Source organism: Comamonas brasiliensis, from assembly GCF_018292285.1.
Classification (GTDB): domain Bacteria; phylum Pseudomonadota; class Gammaproteobacteria; order Burkholderiales; family Burkholderiaceae_C; genus Comamonas; species Comamonas brasiliensis.
The window spans coordinates 219,319-234,735 of record NZ_JAANES010000007.1 but is presented as its reverse complement, the minus strand read 5'-3'; the positions used below and the strand labels follow the sequence as shown (position 1 = coordinate 234,735).

Genomic DNA, 15,417 nt, shown 5'->3' with positions numbered 1-15,417 from the left:
GTCGCAAAGCGCTGGCCGCCAGCAGGCCCGGCTTGCACAGTCATGTGCAAGCACCAGGAGCCAGCCATGACACTCACACCTCTGATTGCCTTTCACATGGGTTGCGCCATCGCAGCCACCTTGACCGGAGCCATTGCACTCTGGGCCAGGCGCCATGCCGGCCCCCTGCCCTGGGTGCACAGAATTGCAGGCCGCGGCTTTGTGCTGCTCATGTTGGCCACCGCCATCTCCGCGTTGTTCATACGCGACTTCAGTCTGCCCAACTGGGCAGGCTTCACGCCCATCCATCTGCTGATCCCCGTGACGCTGGGTGGCCTGGCACTGTCCTTCTGGCATCTGGCCCATCGACGCATCGGCCAGCACCGCAGCGTCATGCGCAAGCTGTACTTCGGCAGCTGCGTGGTCGCAGGGCTGTTCACGCTGCTTCCCGGCCGCCTGCTCGGCAATCTGCTGTGGCAAGGACTGGCCTGATCCCCGCATTCATCCCAAGCACTACAAGGAAAAGACATGAACCCGATCTCCGAAGACGCTCTGCACCAGCAGGCACGCCGCCGCGCCGGCATGAAGCTGGGCTGGTATATCCATGCTGCGGTCTATGCCGCAGTAAATCTGGGACTGATGACCCTGGCTCTGAGTCAGGGACGGCACTGGGCCGTCTACCCGGCTCTGGGCTGGGGTCTGGGCCTGCTGATACATGGCGCCGTGGTCTGGCTGCTGGCACCCGGCAGCCCGCTCTTTCAGCAGTTGCTGGAGCACGAGCTGAAAACGCTGAAGCGCAGCGAAAAGCGCTAGTTGCCGGATCCCCCATCACCTACCATGCCTGTCATGTCCATGTTTGCGCCCGCCCCCCTGCTTCGTCACGCCGGCATCACCGTGGCGGCCTGCCTGCTGATCGCCGCGGCCCTGACCGCTCTGGGCCAGAGCCTGTGGGATGTCAACCTCGCCTACTCGCTGGCCATAGGCCTGATCAGCTGGCTGAGCATTGATCTGCTCAGGCTGCGCTGGCGCGAGTCCGACCAGATCCCCTGGCCGCGCGGCATGCGCGGCATGGCCGTGGTGCCGCTGGGAATTGCAGCAGGCCTGGTTCTGGGCAATCCGCTGGGTAGCCTCTATGTTCAGCAGTTCCATCCCGAACTGCCCGCCGCAGGCCGGCCCTCGCTATGGCTGCCGTTTGCCATCACCATGGCGACCAGCATTGCCATGTCCTGGGGCTTTTATGTGGTGGGCAAGTCGCGCCATCTGCAAATGCAGGCAGAGCAGGCCCAGCGCCAGGCCGCCGAAGCCAGGCTCAGCCTGCTGCAGGCCCAGCTGGAGCCCCATATGCTGTTCAACACCCTGGCCAATCTGCGTGTGCTGATCGCCAGCGATGCGCCACGCGCCGAGCAGATGCTCGACCATCTGATTGCCTACCTGCGTGCCACGCTGGCCGGTTCACGCAGCGGCACCCACAGTCTTGCCAACGAATTTGCCTTGCTGACCGACTACCTGGCCCTGATGCAGATCCGCATGGGCGACCGGCTCAGCTATGGCCTGCATCTGCCCGCTGAACTGGCCGAACTGTCCGTGCCAACCCTGCTGCTGCAGCCGCTGGTGGAGAACAGCATTCGCCATGGACTGGAGCCCCAGCTGGCCGGCGGCCACATAGCCGTTCAGGCCGGAATGCTGGATGACAGCCATCTCCTGCTCAGCGTGCAAGACAATGGCCTGGGCCTGCCCGTGCTGCCTGGCCAGCCGCCCTCGGGCTCAGGCTTTGGCCTGCAGCAGATTCGCGAACGCCTGGCCAGCCGCTACGGCAGCGCTGCCCGCTTCGACCTGACGGCAGACAGCGCAGGCGGAACCAGGGCCTGCATCGTATTACCCCTGAAGCCCCAGCCATGAACACCAGCCCGCCGCGCGCCCTGATTGCCGAAGACGAACCGCTGCTGGCCCTGGCATTGCAGCAGCTGCTGGGCCAGCTCTGGCCCCAGTTGCATATAGAGGCCAGGGTGGCCGACGGCATCAGCGCCGTGCAGCAGGCGCTGGCCCGGCTGCCCGATCTGCTGTTCCTGGACATCCGCATGCCCGGCCAGACGGGGCTGGAAGCCGCCGCCGAAATCGCCGATGCCTGGCCCGAAGAGCAAGCGCTGCCGGCGATTGTCTTTGTCACCGCCTACGACCAGTACGCCTTGGCAGCCTTCGAGGCCTGCGCCATGGACTATGTGCTCAAGCCGGTGCAGGCGGCGCGCCTCGGCCAGACCGTGCAGCGCCTGCAGCAGTGGTGGCAGCAGCGCCAGCCGATACAGGGCACGGACCTTGCCATGCAGAATCACCGTCAGCTCGAACAGTTGCTCGGGCTGCAGCAGCAACTGCTGGGGCAGGCCCCCGCCTCGCTGCAGATCATTCAGGCCAGCGTCGGCAACCAGATCCATATGGTGAGGGTGCAGGACATCATCTACCTCGAAGCCGCCGACAAATATCTGCGCGTGCTGACGGCCGGTCAGGAGTATCTGATCCGTACCCCGCTGAAGGATTTGCTGCCGCAGCTCGACGCGCGCGAGTTCTGGCAAATCCATCGCGGCACCGTGGTGCGGGCTCAAGCCATTGCCAGCGCCCAGCGTGACGAGTCCGGGCGCGTCAGCCTGCTGCTGCGTGACCGCCCTGAAAAACTGGCCGTCAGCCGTCTCTACGCAACGCGGTTCAAGGCGATGTAGGCAGCACCATCACATCCTCCCAGTCCACACCCTGCATGGCATCCCAATGCGCCACGATGACGCTGCGGGGTCGTGCCGGATTCCTGAGTTCGGCGGCCATGGCCGCCAGCGCATGCTGCACATAACGCTCGGACGGCTTGTCCAGCGCCGCCAGCGGCTCGTCGATCAGTACCAGCTCGGCTGCGCTGGCCCAGCCAGCGGCCATCCACAGCTTGCGCTGCGTGCCCGACGACAGGGCCAGCAGCGGCTTGTGCAAATGCGGCTCCAGCCCGAAGCCCTGCACATGCTGCTCGAACTGCTTCTGCGACCAATGCGGATACAGCGTGCGCTGCAAAGCCACCCAGCTCTCGGCCGGCATCTGGTTGTAGACATCGTTGAGCGGCTGGCGTGGGTCCTGCCAGAAGCAGGAGCTTGGAGCCAGGCGGCCGTTGTCGGCGAACGGATAGTGCAGCAAGCCCATGCGCAGCGGCAATTGCCCGGCCAATACCTTGAGCCAGCTGGTCTTGCCCGTGCCCTCGTCGCCTTGCAGCAGACACAGTCCGGCATGCCAGCAATGCGAGGCCTCATGGGCCACTACCCGGCCCGGGTAGCCGAAGCTCACCTGCAGAGCCTGCACCATGCACAGCGACTCGCAGCCATCGTCGAGTTCAGAATTCATAGCTGACAATGCCTTGTATATATATGTCTACGGCTGATTTTGACCAAAGAACCCACAGTCATGCGCGATGCAAGGCACAGGCACAATGACGTCCCCCTCAACAGCGCGCAATATGCCATGGCTCTGGATTATCTGGAATTCGATTACAGCGAAGATGAAGAAGGCACGGGCACCTGGGACGCCATGGCCAGCGTCAAGGCCGAGCGCGTGCCGGCTTTGGCTGGCGAAATCGAAGCCCTTCTGCGCTGGGCCAGCCAGAAGTTTGCGGGCCGCCAGGGCCCCCTGGAAGACGGCAATGACTGGGACTATGACCTGCAGGCACAGGACGATGACGGCGAGCCCCTGAGCGCCCGCTTCGACAGGGCCGCAGGCAGGCTGGAGCTGCAGGCCTCGGCCACAGGCCGCACCACGGTCAGCCTCTGTCTTTCGGGCTCCACGCAGTTCGGCGATGCGCTGCGCCAGGCCTTTGATCTCGAAACCTGACATGCAAGCCCGAGGCCGCGGCGCTTGAAGTCAGGTGCGCACTGTGCACAATGGATGGCTCCAAGCGATCTGCAAAGGCATGTCCATGACCGAGCGACTCTCTGCCCCGTTTGTCATCGAGCAATTCTTCAAGGCACCGCGCGAGCTGGTCTACGCGGCCTTCACGCAAGGCGAGCACCTGAGCCACTGGATGCGCCCGCCCGGGATGGTGATGACGCAATGCGAAGTGGATGCACGCGAAGGCGGCAGCTTTCATTACGGCATGCGCGCCGAGGCTCTGCCCCAGGCGCCCGCCATGTGGGGAAAATGGAGCTTCAGGGAGTTGAAAGCGCCCGAGCGCATCGTCGTCGTGGTGCAGTTCAGCGATGCCGCTGGCGGCGTCACGCGCCATCCGATGGCGCCGCAATGGCCGCTTTACACCCTGTCGACCACCACGCTCAGCGAGGAAGCCGGCGGCACGCGCCTGCATCTGGAATGGCGCGCTCTCGATGCCGGCCCGGTCGAAGAAGCGCTGTTCGACAGCTCGCATGCCAGCATGAAGATGGGCTGGAGCGGCAGCATGCAGTTGCTGGCCGGCTATCTGGCCAAGATACAAACGGCCTGATGCGCTTTGGCGCCCCTGGCCTCGCGGCTCACAGACCCTGAATCTGCATCTGCTTGCCCCTCTCAGATGCTTCGCGAATCAGGAAGCTTCGCGCTGGAATTTCCACTTGCTGTCCCCTTTGTCAAAGACGAACAGCATGTCGATGGTGCTTCCCAGACTCTGGTTCTGAATGGTGCAGCGATAGCCCGGACCATCCTGTCGGCAGTTTTTCACGCTGACCTCTTTATCCAGCGCCTGATTCAGATCGGCCCTGCCGCCCGCGGTCGCGTAGTAGTCATAGAGCGCTTGCTTGACCTGGGTTTCGCTAGGTGCGCCGTTGTTGCTGCACCCCGCAACGGCAGCGACAGTCCCTAAGAGCAAAGCTTTCTTCAACATCTCGGACTCCTGTTGAAACAGGCGATAGCTGGCAGACAAGGGCAACAGGCTGCACAAGCCGACATGCCCAGCACCGCAGGCCCAACCCTGCCCAGAGATGGCGGCTAGGCAATGGACCAGGTTTTATCACGAAGCTGTCCGGCCTGTCCCTCAAAATCACGACGGGACAGGCGTGCACGGCAGCTACACGCCAGCACGCCATATTCGAGACCATGCGCAGGCCCAGCCGGCCGGGCTCAGCAGTCCATATCCTGGCGCTGTCTGGGCGGCTCGGCCGCATTTCTGCGACTGGCCCCGGCACGCCCGGCCTTGCTCCACTGATAGTCCACTCCATCGGGCGTCTTGCCGTCCTCGACCGCAGACACGCCCACGGGCCCGACCATATCGCGCAACTCCGACGAAATCACCACATGGGCATGGCGCTCGTCCTTGCGCAGCTGCTGGCACAGGGCCAGCGCCTCGCTCATCTGCGCATCGGAGAAGGCCCGGCATTGCGGCTGCCAGACCGGTGTCTGGCCCTCGGGCTCGGAATTGCGCAGGTAGAAAACAGCAATGCTCATGGTTTGATCTTCACAACAACGGAGCCACGGTTGTAACCCAGACCACAAGCCTGCACGGCGCGCTCACTCTTTGCGCGGCCCCGCGTACAGCGGCTCCCAGCGCCCTGCCACATTCTTGAGCAAGGTGTTCACGGCCGTCAGCCTGCGGTTTCTGACGCTGTTGAGGTTGTTCTGGGCACTGAGCACCGTCGTCTGGGCCGAGATCACGTTCAGATAGGCCACGATACCGGCCTGGTACTGGTTGTTGGCCACGGTCAACGATTTCTGCGCTGCGGCCAGGGCCTCGGTCTGCACCTGCTCCTCCTGCGCCAGATTGACGGCAGCGACCAGATTGTCCTCCACCTCCTGCAGCGCAGTCAGCACAGTCTGCTTGTAGGTGGCGGCATTCAGGTCCAACGTGGCACGGGCCGACTCCACGGCCGCCGAACGCGCTCCACCGTCAAACAGACTCATGGCCAGCGCCGGGCCCAGCGACCAGAACAGATTCGGTGCATTGAGCAGATCGGACAGCACGGAGTTGCGATAGCCGGCCGATGCCGACAGGGTCAGCGAAGGGAAATAGGCCGCGCGCGCCACCCCGATCTGCGCATTGGCCATGGCAACGCGGCGCTCGGCAGCAGCAATGTCGGGGCGCCTCTCCAGCAAGGTGGAGGCCAGCATCTCGGGCACTGCAGGCGGCGTCGGCAGGTGGCCGGTGACCGGCAGGCTGAAGTTGGCCGGAGCCTTGCCCAGCAAGGCCGCCAGCGCATGCTCGTACTGGGCGCGCGTGATGCGGGCTTCCAGCAGGCTGGCCTGGGTGCTCTTGTACTGGGACTGGGCCTGGGCCACATCGGCCGAAGACACCACGCCCGCCTGGTAGCGATTCTGCGTGAGCTTCAGGCTTTGCTCGTAGGCCTCGAGGCTCTCCTGCAGATACTTCATCTGCGCCTCGGCGGCACGCAGCGAGAAATAGGTCTGGGCCACCGATGCCTGGGCCGACAGGCGGGCCGCAGCCAGATCGTCGGCACTGGCCTGGGCCGAAGCCCGGCTGGCATCCACCGCGCCCGAGAGCTTGCCCCAGAGATCCAGCTCCCAGCTGGCGCTCAGGCCCAGCGAGAAGTTGTTGTTGATGCTGCCGCTGCGTGCCACGTTCTCGCCGTTGGTATTGCTGTAGGTGCCGCCGCCGGTCAAGGCACGCGAGCCGCTGCCCGTGGTGCTGAGCGTGGGCAATTGCGCGGCGCGGCTGCTGGCGACGGCCGCCTGGGCCGAGCGCAGACGGGCCACGGCCTGCTCCACGCTGGGATTGCCTGCGGCTGCCGCTTGCTGCAGCTGATCCAGCGTGCTGTCGCCATACACCGTCCACCACTGGTCGGGCACTGCGGCGGCCGGGCTGGCCGCCGAGCTCTGCGCCGGTTGCCAGACGCCGAACTGCGCAGCCTCGGGCGTGGCCTCCTTGAACCGGGCCGGCACATCCAACCGTGGCGGCTGATAGGCGGGTTGGGTGGAACAGGCCGCCAGCGCCAGCGCCGCAGCAAGCGGCAGCAGACGCGGCATCCAGCGGGGCAGCGCCCGGGGAGAATTCTTCATAAAAGTGAGCTGCTTACGCTTACCCTGATTGGGATTGACGCCGATTTGATTCAAAAAATGTGCTGGCATATTCATCTCACTTCGCCTCAGCCATGACAGAGGCCTGACCGCCGCGCTTTCTGGCCGGACGGCGCGCCCAGAGGCGCAACACACTGCGGCGCACACGGTCCAGCAGCACATAGACCACGGGCGTGGTGTAGAGCGTGAGCAACTGACTCAGCAGCAGGCCGCCCACAATCGCAATGCCCAGGGGCTGGCGCAGCTCGGCACCGTCGCCCCGGCCCAGAGCCAGGGGCAGCGCACCGAACAGGGCCGCCATGGTGGTCATCAGTATGGGGCGCAGGCGCAGATGGCAGGCCCGATAGATGGCCTGGGCCGCCGTGGCATGACCGCCTTTCTCGCGCTCCAGAGCGAAGTCGATCATCATGATGGCGTTCTTCTTGACCAGTCCGATCAGCAGGATCACGCCGATGAAGGCGATCAGCGAGAACTCGGTCTTGAACCACATCAGCGCCAGCAGCGCCCCCACACCGGCCGAGGGCAAGGTGGACAGAATCGTCAGCGGGTGGACCAAGTTCTCGTAGAGGATGCCCAGCACCAGATAGATGGTGATGATGGCCGCGAGAATCAGCAGAGGCTGACCCGCCAGCGCCTGCTGGAAGGCCCCGGCCGAGCCGCTGAAGCTGCCGCGAATGGATACCGGAACGCCCAGCTCCAGCATGGCATTGCGGATCGCGTCATTGGCCTGCGACAGCGAGACATTGGGCGCCAGGTTGTAGCTCACGGTGCTGGCGGGCGTGCCGCTCTGGTGCTGCACGGACAGCGGCGTGGTCGAGGTGGTGATCTTGGCAAAGGCCGTCAGCGGAATCTGCTGGCCCGCGCTGTTGACGAAGAAGAAGCCGCGCAGCGTCTCCGGGCTCTGCAGATACTGGGACGAGGCCGTCATCACCACACGGTACTGGTTGAGCGGGTTGTAGATCACGCCCACCTGGCGCTGCCCGAAGGCATCGTTGAGCGTGTTGTCGATCTGCGCCACCGTCAGGCCCAGGCGCGTGGCCTGGTCGCGGTCTATGACCAGCTTGGTCTGCATGCCGTTGTCCTGCACATCGCTGTTGACATCGGTCAGCTCCGGCAGGGTGGACAGCACCTGACGGATGCGCGGCTCCCACAGGCGCAGCTCGGCCGTATCGTCGGCCTGCAGCGTGTACTGATAGGAGGACATGCTCTGGCGCCCGCCAATGCGCACATCGCTCTGGGTCATCATGAACAGGCGCGCGCCGGGCTCGTCCTTGAGCTTTTCACGCAGGCGGTTGATGACCTCGTCGCTCGACACCTTGCGCTCGGCCATGGGCTTGAGCGACATGAACATATTGGCCGAATTGGCCTGGCCGCCGCCGGTAAAGCCGGTCACATACTCCACGGCCGGGTCCTGCTGCACCACATCGAGAAAACGCTTGATGCGGCGCTCCATGGCCTGGAAGGAGGTGGACTGGTCGGCACGGATGAAGCCCATGACGCGGCCCGTGTCCTCGCTGGGCATGAAGCCCTTGTCTATGGTCTGGTAGAGATGGATGTTGAGGCCGATGACCGCCACCAGACTGAGCAGCACCACGGGCTGGTGGCGCAGCCCCCAGGCCAGGGTGTGACGGTACAACGCCGTCACACGCGCCTCGAAGCGATCCATGGCCAGCGAGACACGCAGCCAGAAGGCATCCCAGCGGCGCGTGAACGGGCGCCGGGCACGTTCGGCGCGGCGGCGCTCCTCGTCGGCAGGCGTGCGCAGCAGGGCCGCACACATCATGGGCGTGGTGGTCAGCGAGATGATCATGGAGACCAGAATCGCCGCCGACATGACCACGGCAAATTCACGAAAGAACCGCCCCACGATGCCGGCCATGAACAGAATGGGCACGAACACCGCAATCAGCGACAGGCTCATGGAGACCACGGTGAAGCCGATCTCGCGCGCGCCTTCGATGGCCGCCTGCATCGCGGATTTGCCGCGCTCCATGTGGCGCATCACGTTCTCCAGCACCACGATGGCATCGTCCACCACAAAGCCTGCGGCCACCGTCAGCGCCATCAGCGAGAGATTGTCCAGCGTGTAGCCGCACAGGTACATGATGCCGAAGGTACCCATTAGCGAGGCGGGCACGGCCACGGCCGGAATCAGCGTGGCGCGCAGCCGGCGCAGAAAGACGAACACCACCATGATGACCAGCGCTATCGAAATCAGCAGCGCGTTCTGCACCTCCTTGACCGAGGCACGCAACGTGGGCGTGCGATCCGAGATCACCGTGACGTCGATGGCCGGATTGATCGATGCCCTGAGCTGGGGCAGCATGGCGCGCACCTTGTCCACGGACTGCAGGATATTGGCGTCGGGCTGCTTGAACACCTGCAGCAGCACGGCGGGCTTGCCGTTCATGACGCCGTAGTTGCGTATGTCCTGCACGGAGTCGGTGACGTCGGCCACATCGGAAAGGCGTACCGCATTGCCGTTGTTCCAGCGCAGCACCAGGGGCGCGTATTCGGCGGCGGTGCGGGCCTGGTCGTTGGTCGCCACCTGCCAGTAATGGTCTTCGCGCTCCACGGCGCCCAGGGGGCGGTTGGCATTGGTGGCGGTGATGGCCGTGCGCACGGAATCCAGCGATACGCCATTGGCCGCCAGACGCACCGGATCCAGCTCCACGCGCACGGCCGGCAACGCGCCGCCGTTGATTGATGCCTGGCCCACGCCTTCCACCTGGGCCAGCTTCTGTGCCAGCACCGTGGAGGCCGCGTCATACATCTGGCCGCGCGTGAGCGAGTCCGAAGTCAGCGCCAGAATCATGATGGGCGCGTCTGCCGGGTTGACCTTGCGATAGGTCGGGTTGCCCGGCATGCCCGAGGGCAACAACGTGCGCGCCGCATTGATGGCGGCCTGCACGTCATGGGCGGCGCTGTCCACCGTGCGCGTCAGATCGAACTGCAGCGTGATGCGCGTGCTGCCCATGCTGGAGCTGGACGTCATCTCGTTGACGCCGGCAATCGCGCCCAGGGCACGCTCCAGCGGCGTGGCCACGGTGGCCGCCATGGTATCCGGCGCCGCGCCGGGCAGGCTGGCGGTCACCGAAATCGTCGGATAGTCCACCTGCGGCAGCGGCGCCACCGGCAGCAGAAAATAGGCCACGCCGCCCACCAGGGCCATGCCGATGGTCAGCAGCATGGTCGCAATGGGCCGGAAGATGAAGGGCGTGGAGATGCTCATGGACGTGCCCCGTCCCGGCCGCCATCCTCGGCCTCACCCATGACTTCGGCTTCGGAATGCGGCACATGCTTGACGGCCGGCAGGCCGCGCCTGGTGCGCCAGCCCTCGGCCCAGCTCTCAAAGGTCAGATAGATCACCGGCGTGGTGAACAGGGTCAGCAGCTGGCTCAGCAGCAGACCGCCGACCAGAGTCACGCCCAAGGGCTGGCGCAGCTCGCTGCCGACGCCCGTTCCCAGCATCATGGGCAGCGCGCTCAGCAGGGCCGCCAGCGTGGTCATCAGAATCGGGCGGAAGCGCAGCAGACAGGCCTGGTAGATCGCATCGCGCGCATTCATGCCCTCCTCGCGCTGGGCGTCCAGCGCGAAGTCGATCATCATGATGGCGTTCTTCTTGACGATGCCGATCAGCAAGATGATGCCGATGATGGCGATGATGTCCAGATCCAGCCCCGCCACCAGCAAGGCCAGCAGCGCCCCCACGCCCGCCGACGGCAGTGTGGAGAGAATCGTGATCGGGTGAATCGTGCTCTCATACAGCACGCCCAGCACGATGTACATGGTGATGATGGCGGCCAGCACCAGCAGCAGCGTATTGGACAGCGAGGCCTGGAAAGCCAGCGCCGCGCCCTGGAACTGCGAGTCCACCGACAGCGGGATCTGCCCTTCGTCGCGCAGCTGCCCGATGATGGCCTGGGCCGCCTCCACCGCATGGCCCAGCGACACGCCGGATGCGGTGTTGAACGAAATGGTGGCCGCAGGCAGCTGCCCCACATGGTTGACGGCCAGCGCCATCGGGCGCTCGCTCACCGTGGCAATCGAGGACAGCGGCACCGGCGCTCCGTTGCTGGATGCGGCATAGATGTTCTGCAAGGCCTCGGGCCCGATCTTGAACTGCGGCGCCACCTCCAGCACCACCCGGTACTGGTTGGATTGCGTGAAGATGGTGGAGATCAGGCGCTGACCGAAAGCGTTGTAGAGGGCCGAGTCTACCGACGAGACCGTCACGCCCAGACGGCTGGCCTGCGCACGGTCGATCTGCACATAGGCCTGACGGCCCTGGTTCTGCAGATCGCTGCTCACATCCAGCAACTGGGGCAATTGCTGCAGACGCTCCACCAGAATTCGGGTACTGGCCGTGAGCTGGTTCATGTCCGGCGAGGAAAGCAGCAACTGGTACTGGGTGCGAGCCTGGCGGTCCTCTATCGTCAGATCCTGCACAGGCTGAGCATAGAGACGGATGCCGGGCACGGCCTGGGAATCGTCGGCCAGGCGATTGAGCACCACCGGCAGGCGATCGCGCTGGGCATGGGGCTTGAGGTCGATCTGAATGCGGCCGGTATTCAGCGTGGTATTGGTTCCATCGACGCCGATAAACGAAGAGATGGAAGCCACGGCCGGGTCCTTGAGCAAATGCTCGGCCAGCGCCTGCTGGCGCTCGGCCATGGCGGCAAAGGAGATGGACTGGTCGGCCTCGGTGGTCGCGGCAATCGTGCCCGTATCCTGCTCGGGGAAGAAGCCCTTGGGCACGACGAAGTACAGCAGCACCGTGACCACCAGCGTGGCGATGAACACCAGCCAGGTCAGCTTGCTGTGATCCAGCACCCAGGTCAGCATGCGGCCGTACTCGGCAATCACCTTGTCGAAAAAGCGCGCGACCGCAGCGCCGAAGCCCTTGGACTGCGCCTGGTTCTTCTCGCCCTCGGGCCGGTGGCGCAGCAGGCGCGCGCACAGCATGGGGGTCAGCGTGAGCGAAACCACGGCCGAGATCAGGATCGCCACCGTCATGGTGATGGCGAATTCGTGGAACAGACGCCCCACCACATCCCCCATGAACAGCAGCGGAATCAGCACCGCGACCAGGGAGATGGTCAGCGAGATGATGGTGAAGCCGATCTGCTTGGCACCCTTGAGCGCGGCCTGCATGGGCGCCTCGCCCTTTTCCACATAGCGGGCAATGTTCTCGATCATCACGATGGCATCGTCCACCACAAAGCCCGTGGCGATGGTCAGGGCCATCAGCGTGAGGTTGTTGATGGAAAAGCCCGCCAGATACATGACGCCGAAGGTGCCTATCAGCGACAGCGGCACCGCCACACTGGGAATCAAAGTGGCTGATGCGCTGCGCAGAAACAGGAAGATCACCATCACCACCAGGGCGATGGCCAGGGCCAGCTCGAACTGCATGTCCTTGACCGAGGCTCGGATGGTCACGGTGCGATCGGTCAGCACCTGCACGTCGACGGAGGCAGGCAGCGTCTCCTTGAGCTGGGGCAGAAGGTTCTTGATGGCATCGACCGTTTCGATCACATTCGCGCCGGGCTGGCGACGGATATTGAGAATCACGGCCGACTTGGAGCCGGTCTCCGGAGTGCCCGACCAGGCGGCCAGACGCGTGTTCTCGGCGTCGTCCACGGTCTGCGCCACATCGGACAGGCGCACGGGATTGCCGTTCTTGAAGGCGATGATCAGGTTGCGGTACTCGGCCGCCGACTGCATCTGGTCGTTGGCATCGATGGTCGATGCGCGGTTGGGGCCGTCAAAGCTGCCCTTGGCGGTCTTGACGTTGGCCGCAGAGATGGCGGTGCGCACATCATCCAGCGTCATGCCGAAGCTGGCCAGCGCAGCCGGGTTGGCCTGGATGCGCACGGCCGGGCGGCGCGCGCCGGCAATGGCCACCAGACCCACACCCTTGACCTGGGAGAGCTTGGGCGCGAGGCGGTTCTCCACCAGGTCGTTGATCCTGATGACGGGCAGCGAAGGCGAGCTGATGGCCAGCGTCAGCACCGGCGCATCGGCCGGGTTGACCTTGCTGTAGAGCGGGGGCATGGGCAGATCGCTGGGCAGCAGATTGGTGCCCGCGTTGATCGCGGCCTGCACCTGCTGCTCGGCCACGTCCATGGACATATCGAGTGCAAAGCGCAGGCTGATGACCGATGCGCCGCCCGAACTGGTCGAGGACATCTGGTCCAGGCCCGGCATCTGACCAAACTGGCGCTCCAGCGGTGCCGTGACATTGGAGGTCATCACATCGGGGCTGGCCCCGGGGTAGAGGGTGGTGACCTGTATGGTGGGGTAGTCCACCTCGGGCAGGGCCGAGATGGGCAGCAGGCGGTAGGCAAGAATGCCCGAGATCAGCACCGCCACCATCAGCAAGCTGGTGGCGATGGGCCTGAGAATGAAGAGGCGCGAGAGATTCATGATGGCCGCAGGCTCTGACTATGCTCAGCGACCCGCGCCGCCGGCTGCCGTTCCGGTCTGACCATTGGCTTCGCGCTCGGCGCGCAGCTTCTGGAAGAAGGCGCGGCGCTCTTCGGGCGACAGGGCCTCCAGCTTGGCGCGCTGCTCGGGCGTCAGCTGGGGACGGTCACCCCGGCCCTCGGCTCTTTCGGCTCGGCCCTCGCCGCCGCCACGCTCGGCGCCGGCCTGAGGCCTGGCCTCGCTCGCAGCGGCAGGCTTGCCATCCGGCTTCGCATCGGTCTTGGCGTCCGGCTTGGAGGGACTGCCCTGCGCCTCACGTGGCTGATCGCCACGGGCGTCCGCGCCGCGAGGTCCCGGGCCAGCATTGCCGCCATTGGCACCGCGCTCGGCGCGCAGCTTCTGGAAGAACTCCTTGCGTTCCTCGGGCGTCATCTTGGAGACTTTTTCACGCTGCTCGGGACTGAGGTTGCGCATCATGCCGCGCGGCTGGTTGGCGGCATCCTGCACGGCCTGGTCGACTTTCTTGACTTTTTCCGAGTCCACCACCGTCACCTGGGCGCCTTCGCGCAGACGGTCGATGCCGTCGGTCACCACCTTGTCGCCGGGCTCCAGCTCGCCGCGCACGCTGACATAGTCACCGTCCGTCACCCCTACCGTGATCTTGCGCTGGGTGACCGTGTTGTCGGGTTTGACCAGATAGACAAAGTTGTTCTGCACCGCATTCGCGGGCACGACCAGCGCCTGATCGATCTGGCGCAGCTGCAGCTTGACGTTGACGAACTGATTCGCGAACAGCTTGCGCTCCGCATTGTCGAACGAGGCCTTGGCCTTGACCGTGCCCGTGGTCGTGTCGATGGTGTTGTCCAGCGCATTGAGCTGGCCCTTGGCCAGTATCTGCTTTTGCTCGCGGTCCCAGAGTTCTACGGGCATGACCTTGCCCTCGCGCAGTTGCTGGGCCAGCGTACCGACATGGGCTTCGGGGACGGAGAAAACGGCATCGATGGGGCGAATCTGGGTGATCGTCACCAGCCCGTTGGTATCGGAAGGATTGACCACGTTGCCGAGGTCGGCCTGGCGCAGGCCCAGGCGCCCCGAGATGGGAGCCGTGATCCTGGTATAGCTCAGCTGCAGCTTGGCCGCGTCAACCTGACCCTGATCGGCCGCCACCGTACCCTGCAGCTGGCGCACCAGAGCTGCCTGGGTATCGACCTGCTGGCGGGCAATCGAGTCCTGGGCCTGCAGCTCCTTGTAGCGCTGCAGATCGAGCTGCGCATTCTTGAGTTGGGCCTGATCACGCGCCAGAGAGCCCTGCACCTGCGCCAGCGCGGCCGCAAAACTGCGCGGGTCGATCTCGGCCAGCAACTGACCGGCCTTGACCTCGTCACCTTCCTTGAAGTGCAGCTTGAGCAGCTCGCCCGAAACCTTGGCACGCACCACGGCTGTGGCACGTGCATTCATGGTGCCGATGGCGCTGACGAGCACACGCATGTCACGCTGCTCCACCACTCCGACGCTCACAGGCTGAGCCTGGCTCATGCCGCCGGGGCCGCCCGGCCCGGAGCGACCGTTGCGCCCGGCGCGAGCGCCAGACCCACCCGCTCCCTGTTTAGGAGCTGCAGACGCAGACGTATCGCCGCTTGCACCTTGTTTTTGCGTATACCACCAATAGCCGCCGCCAGCGGCTGCCACAGCGAGCACCACAGTGGCAAGCAAGGCAGGCCGGACCTTGCCCTGCTGTGGAAAATGACGATTGGGGTGCAGATTGGATGAGCTGGACATGGTTGAGCGCAGGAATTTCGAGCCTGAATTGGCGCCAATGGTATCCAGTTGCAAGCAAATTCCAGGTCAGGCAGCGCCGGCTTTGCCAGCATTTACCCCGGCTTTACCTCGGGTTTACCTCGTGAAGTTCCCTCTTGGCAGACTAAAACAGTGCTGACTTTCATAGCCGCAATGCCGGTGTTTTCAGGCCTCATGCTTGGCGGCTGACACTGCCATTGCTGCGTCCGCCTTGCGGCGCAAGGAATCCGGCTCCAA

The 15,417-nt window shown here is 64.7% G+C and carries 13 protein-coding genes; 6 read left to right on the top strand and 7 right to left on the bottom strand.

Annotation, left to right across the window (positions count from 1 at the left end; genetic code table 11):
* Nucleotides 1-66 precede the first annotated feature (66 nt).
* Genes DJFAAGMI_RS23610 through DJFAAGMI_RS23595 form a run of 4 tightly spaced genes read left to right on the top strand, consistent with a single transcriptional unit; the run spans nt 67 to nt 2,690 of the window.
* A complete protein-coding gene (locus DJFAAGMI_RS23610; RefSeq protein WP_211459627.1) occupies nt 67-471 on the top strand; it encodes a DUF2306 domain-containing protein in 405 nt (134 codons plus the stop codon).
* A 36-nt stretch (nt 472-507) separates the two neighbouring features.
* Nucleotides 508-792 (top strand): 2TM domain-containing protein, encoded by a 285-nt coding sequence (locus tag DJFAAGMI_RS23605; RefSeq protein ID WP_211459625.1) that lies wholly within the window; start codon nt 508-510, stop codon nt 790-792.
* Between the two features lie 24 nt (nt 793-816).
* The gene (locus tag DJFAAGMI_RS23600) at nt 817-1,878 is read left to right on the top strand and encodes a sensor histidine kinase (RefSeq protein ID WP_211459623.1); all 1,062 of its coding nucleotides are present in this window, start codon (nt 817-819) and stop codon (nt 1,876-1,878) included.
* Complete coding sequence (locus tag DJFAAGMI_RS23595) at nt 1,875-2,690, top strand: LytR/AlgR family response regulator transcription factor (protein WP_211459621.1); 816 nt, start codon at nt 1,875-1,877, stop codon at nt 2,688-2,690. Before DJFAAGMI_RS23600 ends, DJFAAGMI_RS23595 begins: the two co-directional genes overlap by 4 nt.
* Here the strand turns inward: DJFAAGMI_RS23595 and DJFAAGMI_RS23590 are convergent.
* Nucleotides 2,677-3,348 carry an ABC transporter ATP-binding protein gene (locus tag DJFAAGMI_RS23590; protein WP_211459619.1) on the bottom strand — a complete coding sequence of 224 codons (672 nt, stop codon included), beginning with the start codon at nt 3,346-3,348 and terminating at the stop codon, nt 2,677-2,679. The two genes, DJFAAGMI_RS23595 and DJFAAGMI_RS23590, sit on opposite strands and share 14 nt — an antisense overlap.
* 117 nt (nt 3,349-3,465) lie before the next feature.
* Between DJFAAGMI_RS23590 and DJFAAGMI_RS23585 the strand changes: the two genes are divergently transcribed.
* Entirely contained in the window at nt 3,466-3,831 is a 366-nt protein-coding gene (locus DJFAAGMI_RS23585; protein WP_211459617.1) for a hypothetical protein, read from the top strand.
* 85 nt (nt 3,832-3,916) lie between these two features.
* A complete protein-coding gene (locus DJFAAGMI_RS23580) occupies nt 3,917-4,435 on the top strand; it encodes an SRPBCC family protein (protein ID WP_211459615.1) in 519 nt (172 codons plus the stop codon).
* A gap of 78 nt (nt 4,436-4,513) precedes the next feature.
* Here the strand turns inward: DJFAAGMI_RS23580 and DJFAAGMI_RS23575 are convergent, their stop codons facing one another.
* The 6 genes from DJFAAGMI_RS23575 to DJFAAGMI_RS23550 all read right to left on the bottom strand — a co-directional run bounded on the left by DJFAAGMI_RS23575 (nt 4,514) and on the right by DJFAAGMI_RS23550 (nt 15,162).
* Nucleotides 4,514-4,810 (bottom strand): hypothetical protein, encoded by a 297-nt coding sequence (locus DJFAAGMI_RS23575; RefSeq protein ID WP_211459613.1) that lies wholly within the window; start codon nt 4,808-4,810, stop codon nt 4,514-4,516.
* A 236-nt stretch (nt 4,811-5,046) separates the two neighbouring features.
* On the bottom strand, nt 5,047-5,370 hold the full coding sequence (locus DJFAAGMI_RS23570; RefSeq protein WP_003052881.1) for a hypothetical protein: 324 nt from the start codon (nt 5,368-5,370) through the stop codon (nt 5,047-5,049).
* Between the two features lie 63 nt (nt 5,371-5,433).
* Entirely contained in the window at nt 5,434-7,011 is a 1,578-nt protein-coding gene (locus DJFAAGMI_RS23565; protein WP_211459611.1) for an efflux transporter outer membrane subunit, read from the bottom strand.
* A gap of 1 nt (nt 7,012) precedes the next feature.
* Nucleotides 7,013-10,186: an efflux RND transporter permease subunit gene (locus DJFAAGMI_RS23560; protein WP_211459609.1), complete on the bottom strand. Its 3,174-nt coding sequence runs from the start codon at nt 10,184-10,186 to the stop codon at nt 7,013-7,015.
* Nucleotides 10,183-13,383 carry an MdtB/MuxB family multidrug efflux RND transporter permease subunit gene (locus DJFAAGMI_RS23555; RefSeq protein WP_211459607.1) on the bottom strand — a complete coding sequence of 1,067 codons (3,201 nt, stop codon included), beginning with the start codon at nt 13,381-13,383 and terminating at the stop codon, nt 10,183-10,185. The genes DJFAAGMI_RS23560 and DJFAAGMI_RS23555 overlap by 4 nt, the downstream gene beginning before the upstream one ends.
* A 24-nt stretch (nt 13,384-13,407) precedes the next feature.
* On the bottom strand, nt 13,408-15,162 hold the full coding sequence (locus DJFAAGMI_RS23550) for an MdtA/MuxA family multidrug efflux RND transporter periplasmic adaptor subunit (RefSeq protein ID WP_211459605.1): 1,755 nt from the start codon (nt 15,160-15,162) through the stop codon (nt 13,408-13,410).
* Between the last annotated feature and the right edge of the window lie 255 nt (nt 15,163-15,417).

What these genes read in the sequence shown, in the direction of transcription:
- DJFAAGMI_RS23570 (WP_003052881.1), bottom strand. Translation starts at nt 5,370, where the DNA reads ATGAGCATTGCTGTTTTCTACCTGCGCAATTCCGAGCCCGAGGGCCAG.
- DJFAAGMI_RS23550 (WP_211459605.1), bottom strand. Translation starts at nt 15,162, where the DNA reads ATGTCCAGCTCATCCAATCTGCACCCCAATCGTCATTTTCCACAGCAG.
- DJFAAGMI_RS23590 (WP_211459619.1), bottom strand. Translation starts at nt 3,348, where the DNA reads ATGAATTCTGAACTCGACGATGGCTGCGAGTCGCTGTGCATGGTGCAG.
- DJFAAGMI_RS23575 (WP_211459613.1), bottom strand. Translation starts at nt 4,810, where the DNA reads ATGTTGAAGAAAGCTTTGCTCTTAGGGACTGTCGCTGCCGTTGCGGGG.
- DJFAAGMI_RS23605 (WP_211459625.1), top strand. Translation starts at nt 508, where the DNA reads ATGAACCCGATCTCCGAAGACGCTCTGCACCAGCAGGCACGCCGCCGC.
- DJFAAGMI_RS23565 (WP_211459611.1), bottom strand. Translation starts at nt 7,011, where the DNA reads ATGAATATGCCAGCACATTTTTTGAATCAAATCGGCGTCAATCCCAAT.
- DJFAAGMI_RS23560 (WP_211459609.1), bottom strand. Translation starts at nt 10,186, where the DNA reads ATGAGCATCTCCACGCCCTTCATCTTCCGGCCCATTGCGACCATGCTG.
- DJFAAGMI_RS23555 (WP_211459607.1), bottom strand. Translation starts at nt 13,383, where the DNA reads ATGAATCTCTCGCGCCTCTTCATTCTCAGGCCCATCGCCACCAGCTTG.
- DJFAAGMI_RS23600 (WP_211459623.1), top strand. Translation starts at nt 817, where the DNA reads ATGCCTGTCATGTCCATGTTTGCGCCCGCCCCCCTGCTTCGTCACGCC.
- DJFAAGMI_RS23610 (WP_211459627.1), top strand. Translation starts at nt 67, where the DNA reads ATGACACTCACACCTCTGATTGCCTTTCACATGGGTTGCGCCATCGCA.
- DJFAAGMI_RS23580 (WP_211459615.1), top strand. Translation starts at nt 3,917, where the DNA reads ATGACCGAGCGACTCTCTGCCCCGTTTGTCATCGAGCAATTCTTCAAG.
- DJFAAGMI_RS23595 (WP_211459621.1), top strand. Translation starts at nt 1,875, where the DNA reads ATGAACACCAGCCCGCCGCGCGCCCTGATTGCCGAAGACGAACCGCTG.
- DJFAAGMI_RS23585 (WP_211459617.1), top strand. Translation starts at nt 3,466, where the DNA reads ATGGCTCTGGATTATCTGGAATTCGATTACAGCGAAGATGAAGAAGGC.